At 67.7% G+C, this 12,812-nt stretch carries 11 protein-coding genes; 5 read left to right on the forward strand and 6 right to left on the reverse strand.

Annotation, left to right across the window (positions count from 1 at the left end):
* Position 1: 1 nt before the first annotated feature.
* The 3 genes from AMYHA_RS10020 to AMYHA_RS10030 all read right to left on the reverse strand — a co-directional run bounded on the left by AMYHA_RS10020 (position 2) and on the right by AMYHA_RS10030 (position 2,889).
* Entirely contained in the window at positions 2 to 277 is a 276-nt protein-coding gene (locus tag AMYHA_RS10020; protein ID WP_051399737.1) for an ANTAR domain-containing protein, read from the reverse strand.
* Between the two features lie 146 nt (positions 278 to 423).
* On the reverse strand, positions 424 to 2,142 hold the full coding sequence (locus AMYHA_RS10025; protein WP_034276629.1) for a sensor histidine kinase: 1,719 nt from the start codon (positions 2,140 to 2,142) through the stop codon (positions 424 to 426).
* A gap of 102 nt (positions 2,143 to 2,244) precedes the next feature.
* A complete protein-coding gene (locus AMYHA_RS10030; protein WP_034270316.1) occupies positions 2,245 to 2,889 on the reverse strand; it encodes a response regulator in 645 nt (214 codons plus the stop codon).
* Between the two features lie 201 nt (positions 2,890 to 3,090).
* Between AMYHA_RS10030 and AMYHA_RS10035 the strand changes: the two genes are divergently transcribed.
* The gene (locus AMYHA_RS10035) at positions 3,091 to 3,540 is read left to right on the forward strand and encodes a universal stress protein (protein ID WP_051399738.1); all 450 of its coding nucleotides are present in this window, start codon (positions 3,091 to 3,093) and stop codon (positions 3,538 to 3,540) included.
* Between the two features lie 119 nt (positions 3,541 to 3,659).
* Here the strand turns inward: AMYHA_RS10035 and AMYHA_RS10040 are convergent, their stop codons facing one another.
* Positions 3,660 to 5,495 carry an AMP-binding protein gene (locus tag AMYHA_RS10040; RefSeq protein ID WP_034270318.1) on the reverse strand — a complete coding sequence of 612 codons (1,836 nt, stop codon included), beginning with the start codon at positions 5,493 to 5,495 and terminating at the stop codon, positions 3,660 to 3,662.
* Between the two features lie 215 nt (positions 5,496 to 5,710).
* On the opposite strand from AMYHA_RS10040, the gene AMYHA_RS10045 reads away from it, so the two are divergent.
* Together AMYHA_RS10045 and AMYHA_RS10050 are read left to right on the forward strand one after the other, a co-directional pair.
* Positions 5,711 to 6,151, forward strand: a complete 441-nt coding sequence (locus tag AMYHA_RS10045) for a type II toxin-antitoxin system Rv0910 family toxin (RefSeq protein ID WP_034270320.1) — start codon at positions 5,711 to 5,713, stop codon at positions 6,149 to 6,151.
* 161 nt (positions 6,152 to 6,312) lie between these two features.
* The gene (locus tag AMYHA_RS10050; protein WP_034270322.1) at positions 6,313 to 6,624 is read left to right on the forward strand and encodes an iron-sulfur cluster biosynthesis family protein; all 312 of its coding nucleotides are present in this window, start codon (positions 6,313 to 6,315) and stop codon (positions 6,622 to 6,624) included.
* A 37-nt stretch (positions 6,625 to 6,661) separates the two neighbouring features.
* Here AMYHA_RS10050 and AMYHA_RS10055 read toward each other — a convergent pair whose 3' ends face one another.
* Positions 6,662 to 7,591, reverse strand: coding sequence for a proline dehydrogenase family protein (locus AMYHA_RS10055; protein ID WP_034270324.1), 930 nt, complete (start codon positions 7,589 to 7,591; stop codon positions 6,662 to 6,664).
* A 100-nt stretch (positions 7,592 to 7,691) separates the two neighbouring features.
* The gene (gene pruA / locus AMYHA_RS10060) at positions 7,692 to 9,314 is read right to left on the reverse strand and encodes an L-glutamate gamma-semialdehyde dehydrogenase (protein ID WP_034270328.1); all 1,623 of its coding nucleotides are present in this window, start codon (positions 9,312 to 9,314) and stop codon (positions 7,692 to 7,694) included.
* Between the two features lie 138 nt (positions 9,315 to 9,452).
* Here pruA and AMYHA_RS10065 point away from each other — a divergent pair, with 138 nt between their 5' ends.
* Together AMYHA_RS10065 and AMYHA_RS10070 are read left to right on the forward strand one after the other, a co-directional pair.
* Positions 9,453 to 11,045 (forward strand): PucR family transcriptional regulator, encoded by a 1,593-nt coding sequence (locus tag AMYHA_RS10065; protein WP_034270331.1) that lies wholly within the window; start codon positions 9,453 to 9,455, stop codon positions 11,043 to 11,045.
* Between the two features lie 75 nt (positions 11,046 to 11,120).
* A complete protein-coding gene (locus tag AMYHA_RS10070) occupies positions 11,121 to 12,764 on the forward strand; it encodes an alkaline phosphatase D family protein (protein WP_330759799.1) in 1,644 nt (547 codons plus the stop codon).
* Positions 12,765 to 12,812: the final 48 nt, after the last annotated feature.

Here is a 12,812-nt window from a genome sequence, read left to right on the forward strand (position 1 = left end):
ACTACCGCGAGAGTGTGCCCACCCGGGACGATTGGAACTCGTGCGACCTAGTGGCCGTGAGAGCGATGGCGGCGTCGGCGAGCTTCAAATTGTTGGCACGGCAGTACGAACGCAGGAGCTTAAACGCTTCGTCGACATCGAGATCGTACCGCTCGGACAACACCCCTTTGGCTTGCTCGATCACGATCCTGCTGTCTAGCGCGCGCTGTAGCTGTTCGCTCAGCGTCTTGTAATGATCGAGATTCTCGCGCAGTTCGGTTTCGATGTCCGCCTGCATTTCGGTGCCTCCATGAACGCGCGTGCGGAATTTCGGGGCGAATGGCCCCATGCCAGAACGCTTCGTCTGTGTCGCTCCCCACTGCGGTGTACTCGGGCAATCTTTGCACCGTCGGGAGGTTTGGAAAAGGGCAAAAGGTCCCTAATTCAACGAAGCGGCACTGACCAGACCAGCCGGGTTCCGCCACTGGCCGGGTTCTCGACGCGCAACGAGCCATCAGCCGTACGCGCGCGTTCGTTGAGGTTGTGCAGTCCGCTGCGCGCGACGACGTCCGGGATGCCGACGCCGTCGTCGGACACGGAGATCGTGAGGTCGTCGCCCACCGACACTGTTAGCGACACGGTGTCCGCGTTGGCGTGGCGGACCACATTGCTGACGGCCTCGCGGACCACGGCCTCGGCGTCCTCGGCGAGTTCGGCGTCGACCACGCCGAGTGGGCCGGACATCCGCACCATGGTGTGCAGCTCGGTGTCGGCCGTCAGCTCGGTGAGCGCGAGGCTGAGCCGTTCCCGCAGGCTGGACGACCCGCCTGGCCCGCCGTGCAGGTCGAAGATCGCGGTCCTGATGTCGCGGACGATGTCGTGCAGGTCGTCGACGGTGCCGAGCAGTCTGGTTCGTACGTCGGGGACACGCACCCTCGGCATGACGCTCTGCAACGACAGGCCCACCGCGAACAGCCGCTGGATGACGTGATCGTGCAGCTCGCGGGCGATGCGGTCGCGGTCGGCGAGGAGGTCCAGCTCGCGCATCTGCCGCTGGCTCTGCGCCAGTTGTACCGCGAACGCCGCCTGGTCCGCGAACGACGCCGCGACGGACAGCTGCTGATCGGTGAACGGCGCTGAGCCGGGAGAGCGGGTCGTGACCAGCACACCGGACACCGATCCCGCCGCGCGCAGCGGCAGCACCATGGCGGGGCCGAAGTCCAGGTCGCCGGGATGGAACGTCAGCTTGTCGACCCGGGACGGCGTGCTGGTGCGAAACGCCTCGCCCGATGTCGAGTCGACCACTGGAATGATCTTGCCGTTCACCTTTTGGGCCGTCTCGCCCTCGGTGACCGTGATGACCAGCTCGCTGACCTCGTTGACCGGCTCTTCGGGGTCCTCGGGCACGGCCAGGAACGTGTCGTCCGAGTTGGTCAGCTGCCGCGCCCGCCGCGCGATCAGCCACAGCACCTGGGACGGCTCGGTGCCAGCCAGCAGCTCGGTGCTGATCTCGGCGTTGGCCTCCAGCCAGTCCTGCTGGATTTTGGCGTCCTCGTAGAGCCGGGCGTTCTCGATCGCGATACCGGCCGCCGCGGCGAGCGCTTTGACCACGACCTCGTCGTCCTCGGTGAACGACTTACCGTCCGCCTTCTCGGTCAGGTAGAGATTGCCGAACACCGAGCCGCGCACCAGGATCGGCACGCCAAGGAAGCTGTGCATCGGCGGATGGTTCTCGGGGAAGCCCACCGAGTCGGGATGGGTGGAGAGATCGTCGAGTCGCAACGGTTCCGGCTTCTCGAACAGCACGCCGAGCAGCCCCTTACCCGCGGGCAGGCTACCGATCAAGTCGCGCTGGGAGTCGTCGATGCCTTCATAGACGAACTCAGTCAAGGCGCCGTCGTGGCCCCGCACACCGATCGCGCCGTAGCGTGCCTCGACCAGCGTGGTCGCCGCCTGCACGATGCGGCGCAGCGTCGCGTCGAGCTCCAGACCCGATGACACAGCCAGGACGGCTTGCAACAAGCCGTCCATCTGATCGCGGGTGCCTATCATGCGTTCGATGCGTTCCTGGACACCTGCGAGCAATTCCCGCAGCCTCAGTTGCGACAGCGTGTCACGGATCTGGGGTTCGCGATAATCATGACTGGGCACGTCTGTGTTCATCAGCTTCACTTTCGCACCACGGGAACAGATCCGCTAGGGGGCAAAATGGCCGGTCAGCCGCGTGCTAACCCGACGTCACTCAACCAGCCTACAGTCCGATGCTCACCTGCTCCGTTGTTGATCTCGCAGCTTCGTCGCGAGCACTGCCACCTGGGTGCGCCGTGCCATGCCGAGTTTCGTCAGCAACCGGGAAACGTAGTTTTTCACGGTCTTCTCCGCGAGGAACATGCGTTCGGCGATCTGCCGGTTTGTCAGCCCTTCTCCGATGAGTTCAAGTAGCGTCCGCTCGCGCTCGGTCAGCGACGCGAGTGGGCCCTGGTCGGTGGCATCCGCGCGCAACTTCGTCATGAGGGCCGCCGCCGCGCGATTGTCCAGCAGTGAGCGTCCGCTGGCGACCTCGCGGACCGCCTCGATGAGGTCCATGCCCTTGATGTCCTTGATGACGTAACCGCCAGCGCCGGCCAGGATCGCATCCAGCATCGCCTGCTCGTCGGTGAACGACGTCAGCACGAGGCAGTTCAGCTCGGGCATGGCCGAACGCAGGTCACGGCACAGTTCGACGCCGTTACCGTCGGGCAGCCTGACGTCGAGCACCGCGACGTCCGGCTTCAGCGCGGGAATCCTCGCCATGGCTTGCGACACCGTGGACGCTTCCCCGATCACCGTCAGCTCGGGATCGGCCTCAAGGAGGTCAGCGACTCCTCTGCGCACCACTTCGTGGTCGTCGACGAGAAATACCTCGATCATGCACGATCCTCCCGCGCGTTGTTGCCCAACATACGCCGAGCCGTCATGGCCGCACTAGACCGGCGTACTGCCCATGGTGTCTGCCTCCGTGCCTTCGATCATGGGCCATCAGGCCCCGTTCCTGTCGCCTTTCGGCCCTTGGTGCCCCGCTCGGTACGCGGCATGCTCGCGGTGGAACCACACCTGCGAATGGAGACTCGGATGGCCGACACGACGGCCGCTCACCCGATCGTGGTAGGGATCGACGGCTCGACATCCGCCCTCGCGGCCGTTGAGTGGGCCGCGCGCGAGGCAACGCTGCGGGGTGCGCCGCTGGTCGCGGTCCGTGCTTGGACCTACGCGACCATCGAGACCGGCTGGCCTACCGTGCCGATGCGGGTCTCCGACGATGACATCGCCGGCAATGAGCGGCGGCTGCTCGATGAGTCCCTCGCGCCGTGGCAGGAGAAATACCCTGAGGTCGCCGTCGAGGGGCGTGTCGTCAGGGGACGCCCCGTCCGGGCGTTGCTGTCCGAGGGGGCGCACGCGCAACTGCTCGTCGTCGGCTCGCGCGGCAGGGGTGCGATGGCCGGTCTGGGATTGGGGTCGGTCAGCCAGGGTGTGCTCCACCACGCCGACCGTCCGGTCGCCATCGTCCGCACTCGCCCGTAGGACGCGACGCGCGACCGGGTAACGCCGTGTCCCGCGTTCCGGACGCCGTGTTCCTCGCTCCCGACGTCGCGAGTGTGGAACACGACGTCAGGAGCGGGGGACACGACGTTCCGGAGGCGTCAGTTGCCTAGGTCCACCACCGCGGGGCTGGGCGAGCCAGCGTAGAGCTCATCGATCTCGCTGCCGTACTTCTCCGCGATCGGCTTGCGCTTGAGCTTCATGGTCGGCGTCATCTCTTCGCCGCCCGGCTCCCAGATCTGCGGCAGGATGCGGAACCGCTTGATCTGCTCCACACGGGACAGCTTGGTGTTGCCTTCCTTGACCGCTTGCGTGATGGACTCGCGCACCGTCGCGTTGTCGGCCACCGATCCTGGCGAGGTGTCACTCAGCCCGAGCGATTCGCGCCGCGCCTCGATCACCTCGGGGTCGAGCACGATCAGCGCGGACACGTACGGCTTGTTGTCACCGATCGCGACGACCTGGCTGATCAGCGGGCTGACCGCCTTCATCGCGTTCTCGATGTTGGTCGGCGACATGTTCTTGCCCGCCTCGTTGATGATCAGTTCCTTCTTGCGGTCGATGATCTTCACGAAGCCTTCGCCGTCGATCTCGGCGATGTCGCCGGTGTGCAGCCAACCATCGGAGTCGATGGTCTCCGAGGTCTTCTCCGGCTGCTTGCGGTAACCGCGCATCACGACGGGACCGCGCACCAGCAGCTCACCATCCTCGGCGAGCTTCAGCTCAACCCCGGTGACTGCCTTGCCGACCGAGCCGACCTTCATGTCGGACGCGGACGTCGCGGTGGTGGCGCCGGTGGTCTCGGACATGCCCCACACCTCATACACCGGGATGCCGAGGCCGTGGAAGAACTCCAGCACCGATGGCGGAATCGCCGCCGCACCGGAGGCCGCCCAGCGCAGGCGGTCGAGGCCGAGCGTGTGCCGCAACTTCGACAGCACCAGCGTGTCCGCGAGCTTGTGCTTGGCGGCGAGTACGCCGGTGGCCTGCTTACCGGCCAGCCGGAGCCGCGCCTCCTGCATGCCGACGTCGATGGCCCAATACGCGAGCTTCTGCTTCACCCCAGTGGCCTCGGTCGCTAGCTTGCTCTCGATCCCGGCCTTGATCTTCTGCCACACCCTTGGCACGGCGAACCAGATCGTCGGACGTGAATCAGGCAGCGCCTGGGCGACCGTGCGCGGGTCCGCGACGAGCGTGAGCTGCATGCCGCGCATGATGCAGGCGTAGTGGCTGGCCACCCGGTCCGCGATGTGCGCGTGCGGCAGGTACGAGGTGGACGCGTCGTCCGGGCCGACCTCGAGCAGCGGGATCAGCGCGTTGACCTCGGCCACGATGTTGCTGTGGGTGACCTCGACGCCCTTCGGCGGTCCGGTGGTGCCCGAGGTGTAGATGAGCGTCGCGACATCGTCCGGCTCGACCGCGCGCCACGCCGCGTCGAAGTCGAAGTCGTCCTTGCCGGACGTCTCCAGGTCGGCGAGCGAGGTGGTGCCCTCATGCGCACCGTCTACCGTGATGATGTGCTCGACCAGGCTCTCCGCGGCCTTGACCTGCGGCAGGAAGCTCTCCTGCGTGATCACGACCTTGTTTTCGGCGTTGGAGAACAGGTACGAGATCTGGTCCGCCGAGCTGGTGTTGTAGATCGAGAACGGGATCGCGCCCAGGTGCAGCGCCGCGGTGTCGACCAGATTGAACTCGGGCCGGTTGGTCAGCATGATGCCGATGGTGTCGCCCCGTGAGACTCCGAGTGCCGCCAAACCTGCCGCGATCGCACGTACCCGGTCGCCGTACTGCTGCCAGGTGATTTCCTGCTCACCGTGCGGGGTGCGCAGGGCCACGGCGTTCGGGCGCATCGTGGTGGTCTTCTGAAACCCTTCACACAGCGTCGTAACGGAACCACCCGCAGGATGCGGGCACGTCATCACGTCGGCTTTTGTCATATCCGACCTCCAGGCGGTGCGCTGTTAGTGCTTTGAGCACGAACAGCGATTGACTCGTTGTCATGGCAGCGTAAACGTAGCGATGGCAGCGCTCACCATCGTGCGCACCAAATCGTGACCTCTTCTGCCGTCCGAATCGATCAACGAGCAGGCCGCTACCCGAGATACTAGTTACTTCGGCGTATGGTGTCGTCCATCCAGCGCAAGGAGGTGTGATGGCCAGGCTCAGCGAGTCGGCTCATGTGCCGGCGTCACCGGAGACGGCGTGGCGCACCGCCGCCGACCTGTCCCGGCTCGGCGAGTGGATGACCATGCACGAGGCGTGGCGCGGTGAGGTGCCCAGCGAGCTCGCCACCGGCACCGAGCTGACGTCTGTCGTCTCGGTCAAGGGCATGCGCAACCGCATCAGCTGGCGCATCACTAGCTACGACCCACCCCACGGGCTCACTCTTACGGGTGACGGCGTTGGCGGAACGTCCGTGTCGCTGGCGTTATCGATCACCGAGGACGGCAGCGGTTCAGGTGGCTCGCGGGTTGGCTTCGACGTCGAGTTCGGTGGCAAGCTGGTGTTCGGACCGGTCGGCATGACCGTGAAGCGCGCGCTGAAGAGCGATGTCAACGCCTCGATAGACAACCTCGCCGCGTTGCTGCGCTGACCTGCACGTCAGTCGCGACGACGGTAGTCACGTGCGGGCAGGACAGCGACGTGATGACGGCGGAGCGTGCGACTCGCCGGTGGTGCTGTGCGGCCATCACTGCCGAACGCTTACGGTGGGGGAAGCACCACAGAGGCCAATGCCGATTGGAGGCGCGGGCGATGCTCGCACTGACCGAACCAGCCGCTGAGGCGATCAGCGCGCTGACACAAAGCCAGCAGGACGAGCAACAACAAGGCGGCGGGCTCCGGCTCGCTCTGACCGGCGAGTCCGACGACCTGCAGCTCACCCTCGCGGTTTCCACCGAGCCGGAGTCGGGTGACCAGGTAATGGGAACCGAGGACGGCGCTCGAGTTTTCATGGAGTCGCGGGCAGCTGAGTTTCTTGACGACAAGGTCCTTGATGTCCAGCAGGACGAGCAGGGACAGCTCAATTTCGCCGTTTACGCCCAGGAACAGCAGAGCCAGGGCTGACTCCTGGTCGTGACCGCCGCACCTGGAGGTGTGGCGGTCACGACCGGGTGGCGAGGGAGCGCAGGAAGAACCCGACGTTCGCCGGGCGCTCCGCGAGCCGCCGCATGAAATAGCCGTACCAGTCGTGCCCGTATGGCACGTATACCCGCATCGTCGCGCCTCGCGCGGCCAGCCGACGCTGCTCATCTGGCCGCACCCCGTGCAGCATCTGGAACTCGTGGTCGTCCGCTGCCCTGCCGTACTTCGCGGCCAGGCTGTCCGCGATGGCGATCAATCTCGGGTCATGGCTGGCGATCATCGGGTAGCCCGCGCCCGCCATCAGCACCCGCAGGCATCGCACGTACGAGCGGTCCACCTCATCCTTGGACTGAAACGCCACCGAAGCCGGTTCGGCGTAGGCGCCCTTGCACAGCCGCACCCGCGAGCCAGCCGTCGCCAGCGCGGCGCAGTCGGCCTCGGTGCGGTGCAGGTACGCCTGCAGCGCCACCCCGACCCAGGGGAAATCAGCCCGCAGCGCGGTCAGGATCCCCAGTGTGGAGTCGGTGGTGGTGTGATCCTCCATGTCCAGGGTGACGGTCGTGCCCGCGGCGCGGGCCGCCTCACAGATGCGCCGCGCACCGTCCAGCGCGATCCGCTCTCCGTCGTCGCCGAGAAACTGACCGACGGCGGACAACTTCACCGAGACCTCGGCCCCGTCGGCGAGTCCCGCCTCGGCCAGCGCCGCGAGCAGGTCCTCGTAAGCCGACACGGTCGCCTCAACCGCGTTGTGGTCATGGGTGTCCTCACCTAGATGGTCGAGAGTGACGGCGAGCCCGTCGGCGCGGAGGTCCGCGACCGTGGGCAGCACCTCGTTGACTCCCGTACCCGCGACGAAGCGAGTGACCAGTGGCTGGGCGAGTGGGGTGTGCTCGACAAGGTTGCGGAGCTGGGGTGAGCGGCTCGCGGCGAGCAGTCCGGTGCGGAGCACGGCGCCTCCTCAGTGTCGGTAGATACCAATCCGGCCGAAAGGCCCGGCGGGCAGAGCGAGTGAGATTGGCCCGCTGGGCCCCCGTTCGGCCTTCTTGGCATCAATCCTGGTGCGGGTGCCGCGACGTACGCGGCGGGACGAAGTTCTCCTTGATCGAGCGCGGGCTGGTCCAGCGCAGCAGGTTGTAGATCGAGCCTGCCTTGTCGTTGGTGCCCGACGCCCGAGCGCCGCCGAACGGCTGCTGTCCCACGACCGACCCAGTGGGCTTGTCGTTGATGTAGAAGTTGCCCGCCGAGAACCGCAGCGCTTCGCTCGCATGCGCGATGACGTCGCGGTCCTGGGCGATGATCGCGCCGGTCAGCCCGTAGTGCGACTTGTCGACCTCGGCCAGCATCCGGTCGTAGTCGGCGTCGTCGTAGACGTGGATCGCCAGGATCGGGCCGAAGAACTCCTTGCGGAACACGGTGTGCTCCGGGTCGGAGCCGACCAGCACGGTCGGCCGCACGAAGTAGCCGGTGCTGTCGTCGGTGGTGCCACCGGCGACGATCTCGATGCTGTCGTCGTCACGCACCTTGGCGAGCACGTTGTCCAGCTTGTCGAAGGAACGCCGGTCGATCACCGCGCCCATGAAGTTGGAGAAGTCGTTGGGGTCGCCCATTTCGAGGCATTCGACCTCGGCGACGAGGTCGTCGCGCAGCCGGGACCACACGGACTTCGGCACGTAGGCGCGCGACGCTGCGGAGCATTTCTGGCCCTGGAACTCGAACGCGCCCCGCACCAGCGCGGTGCGCAGCACGTCGACGTCGGCGGTCGGGTGGGCGAGCACGAAGTCCTTGCCGCCGGTCTCACCGACGATGCGCGGGTAGGCGTCGTAACGGCCGATGTTGGTGCCCACTTGCGACCACAGCTGCCGGAACGTGCGGGTCGAGCCGGTGAAGTGGATGCCAGCCAGCGCACGGTCGGCCAGTGCGACCTCGGAGACCGCGTAGCCGTCGCCGGTGACCAGGTTGATCACGCCGGGTGGCAGGCCAGCCTCCTCGAGCAGCCGCATCGTCAGGTGCGCGGCGAAGGTCTGCGTCGGTGCGGGCTTCCACACCACGACGTTGCCCATCAGCGCTGGCGCGGTCGGCAGGTTGCCCGCGATCGCGGTGAAGTTGAACGGCGTGATGGCGTAGACGAAGCCTTCCAGCGGCCGGTGCTCCAGCCGGTTCCACTGACCGGGCGGGTTGATCGGCTGGTTGGTCATGATCTGGCGCGCGTAGCTGACGTTGAATCGCCAGAAGTCGGCCAGTTCGCAGGCGGCGTCGATCTCGGCTTGGATCGCGGTCTTGGACTGGCCAAGCATGGTCGCGGCGTTCAGTGTGGACCGCCACGGACCCGCGAGCAGGTCGGCTGCGCGCAGGAAGACGGCGGCGCGCTCGTCGAAGGACAGTGACCGCCAGGCAGGCGCCGCCGCGAGCGCGCTGTCGATGGCCTCGCGGGCATCGGCGGTGGTGGCGTTGCCGAGGGTGCCGAGCACGGCGGCGTGGTTATGCGGCTGGACGACGTCGATGCGCTCGCCGCCACCCATGCGCTGCTCGCCGTTGATGGTCATGGTCAGCTCGAGCGGCTCCTTGGCCAGCTCGGTGAGTTTGTCGGCGAGCTCGGCGCGGGCGGGCGTGCCCGGCGCGTAGTCGAAGACCGGCTCGTTCACCGGCGTCGGGGGTGCGGTTACCGCGTCCACGGCACGGCTCCTTCCTTGTGGCGGCTGCATAGGCGATGTTCCTGGTGACAGTAGGAGTTCGCGGGCCGCCAAGGATTAGACGATGAGCTAAGGTTCTAGGTCAGTATTTGTCTGGTCCCACAACGTTGAAGGCGTGCCATGGTCGCGACGCTTGGTCAGCTGCTGATGCAGCTCGGCGACTCGATGCTCGAGCTGCACGTCGCGCCACACGGCCTGGACGTCGAAGTGCGCGAAGTCGTCATCTGCGACCCCGACGACGCGACCGACGTACGCGAACACGACCTCGCGCTGGTGGTCGGGGCGCGCGGCAGGCAGGCGGCGCCCGCCGTGCTCGCCGCTGGTCAGCGGGGCGCGGCTGCTGTCGCGGTGAAGGCGTCGGCCACCGGTGTCGACGACCCGTTGCACGCCGCTGCCCGCGATGCCTCGGTCGCGCTGCTCGGGGTGCCAGCTGAGGTGCGCTGGAGCCAGCTGGACGTGCTCGCCAAAGACGTCCTCGCCGATGCAGGTGAGGACGCGGGGCTGGACGCGGGGGCGTCGCGCACCGACTTGTTCGGTCTGGCGCAGACGATCGCGACCGTTACCGGCGGCCACATCAGCATCGAGGACAGCGGCAACCGGGTGCTGGCGTATTCGTCGACCGGTGACGAGGTGGACGAGCTGCGGCGGCTGTCCATTCTGGGCAGACAGGGCCCTGAGCAGTACTTGGCGCTGCTGCGGCAATGGGGCGTCTACGAGCGGGTGCGTTCCGGCGAGCGGGTCGTGCGGGTGGAGGCGCGCCCCGAACTGGGGATCGTGGAGCGGCTCGTGGTCGGCGTGCACGCGGGACGTCGCTGGCTGGGCACCATCTGGGTCGCGCGTGGCGACAAGCCGATGGCGAACCGGGCCGAGCGAGCGCTGCTCGGCGCGGCGCGGGTGGTCGCGGCACAGCTCGCGCGACGGCGTCCCACCCCGGACGTCGGCGTGCAGTTCCGCGACAGTCTGCTCGCGGGCTTGCTGTCCGGCCGGATGGACCCGGCGTCGGTCGCTGGCCAGCTCGGCGCGTCCGGTGACGCGCCCGCGGTCGTGCTCGGGTTCTCCGTCGCCGAGACGCAGCAGGTGGACCGCTCGCAGCTGGAGCTGCTGCGGGCCGAGCTGATCAACCTGGTGTCGGTGCACGCCGCGGCGTTCCGTCGCAGCGCGTTGGTGACCGCGCTTGATGGCCGCACCTATGTGTTGCTGCCGGAGCTGACCGGGCGCGGCGGGGCGAACGCCGTGCTGCGGTTCGCCAAGGAAGTCGCCACGGCGGCTGGCAAGGACCTGCGGATGCCAGTGCAGGCGGGCGTTGGCTCCATCGGGCCGGGGATCGCGGCCGCCCCGGAGTCGCGGCGGGAGGCCGATCGGGTGCTCGACACCATCGCCGCCGACCGCGCCACCCTCGCGGCGTCGCTCGACGAGGTTCGCGCCGAGGTACTGCTCGCGGAGACGGCGGCGTTGTTGCGGGAGCAACCGAGCGTGCGGGACCCGAGAGTGACCGCGCTGGCCGAGCACGATCAGCGCTACGGCGGACAGCTGGTGACGACGGTGCTGCGGTACTGGGACGCGCTCGGCGACGCCAGGGCAGCCGCCGAGGCGCTGGGCGTGCACCCCAACACGGTGCGGTACCGGGTGCGCAGGGCCGCGGAGGTGAGCGGGCTCGATCTAGCCGATCCGAAGCAACGGCTGTTCGCCGAATTGCAGCTACGGCTCACCTGAACGTCTCCCTACTTTTGTGAGATTTTTTCAGTTGTTCACCACGGGGACCGCCTGGCTGATCAATAATGCTCAGCCGTGTCTGATTCCCCTGCATCCGCGTCCCCCGACCTCGGCATGCGACGTCGCGACGTCCTCCGCGCCGGTGGCCTCGCGGGCGCCGCCACCCTGCTTGCCCCCGCCCTCCCGTCGCATGCCGCGCAACCGACCGGTCCCGCGTTTCAGCACGGCGTCGCCTCCGGCGACCCGCTGCCCGACCGGGTGATCCTGTGGACCCGCGTCACGCCCGCCGCCGATGCCACCCCCGGCTCTGGCGTCGGCCCCGACGTCACCGTGCGCTGGCAGGTCGCCACCGACGCCGAGTTCCGTAGCGTCGTCGCGTCTGGTGCCGTGCGTACCGGTGTCGCCCGCGATCACACCGTGAAAATCGACGCCGACGGGCTCGCGCCCGGCCGGTGGTACTTCTTTCGGTTCGCCTTCGCTGACCAGCACTCCGCGATCGGCCGCACCCGCACCGCCCCCGCCGCCGACGTCCAACCGGACCGGCTGCGGTTCGGCGTCGTCTCCTGCTCGAACTGGCAGTCCGGCCACTTCGCGTCATACCGGCATCTCGCGGAGCGCGACGACGTCGACGCCGTGCTGCACCTGGGCGACTATCTGTACGAGTACGGTCCCGGCGAGTACGGCTCGTTCCGCCGCCACGATCCGCCGCACGAGATGATCACGCTCGCGGACTACCGCGGGCGGCACGCGCAGTACAAGACCGACCCCCAGCTCCAGTCGCTGCACGCCGCCTGCCCGTGGATCATCACCTGGGATGACCACGAGACCGCCAATGACGCCTGGTCCGGCGGCGCGGAGAACCACACCGAGGGCGAGGAGGGCTCCTGGACCTCGCGCAGGCGGCAGGCCAAACAGGCGTACGCCGAGTGGATGCCGATCCGGTTCGGCGACGGCGCGCAGCTGTATCGGCGGCTGCGGTTCGGCACCCTGGCCGAGCTGACGATGCTCGACCTGCGCACCTACCGCAGTCAGCAGGCATCGGAAATCGGCGAGGCCGACGACGCCGACCGCACCATCGTCGGTGCGGAGCAGCTCGCGTTCCTGCGCGACTCCCTTCTTGCCGAGGACGTCCAGTGGAAGCTCATCGGCAACCCGGTGATGTTCTCGCCGCTGCTACTGCCGCCACTGCCGCGCGTCGTCGGCGAGCCCCTCGCGGAGCTCACCGGATTGGTGCCTGAGGACGGCGTGCCGGTCAACGTCGACCAGTGGGACGGCTACCAGCACGACCGCCGCGAGCTGATTCGGTTGCTCGCCAATCAGGGCGTGCAGAACACCGTCTTTCTCACCGGCGACATCCACACGTCGTGGGCGTTCGAGGTGCCGCTCGACGCCGGGCTGTACCCCTTCTCGCGAACGGTGGCGACGGAGTTCGTCGTCCCCTCGGTCACCTCGGACAACATCGATGAGCTGACCGGCGCGCCGCCGCGCACGGTGTCGGTCAGCGTCGAGCAGGCGGCGAGGACGCTGAACCGGCACCTGAAGTGGGTGGAGCTGGACTCGCACGGCTACACGATCTGCGACGTGACCGCTGACCGAGTGCAGATGGACTGGTACTTCCTGGCCGACCGGGAGGACGCGGGCAGCGCCGCACACCACGCGAAGTCGTTCGCGGTGACGGCGGGCACCCAGCGGCTGCGTGCGGTCAGCGACCCGGTGTAGCCGCGGTTACGCTGGCCGCATGAGGATTGCGCGCAGGTCCGAATCATC

It is taken from the genome of Haloechinothrix halophila YIM 93223 (genome assembly GCF_000504245.1).
Taxonomy (GTDB): domain Bacteria; phylum Actinomycetota; class Actinomycetes; order Mycobacteriales; family Pseudonocardiaceae; genus Haloechinothrix_A; species Haloechinothrix_A halophila.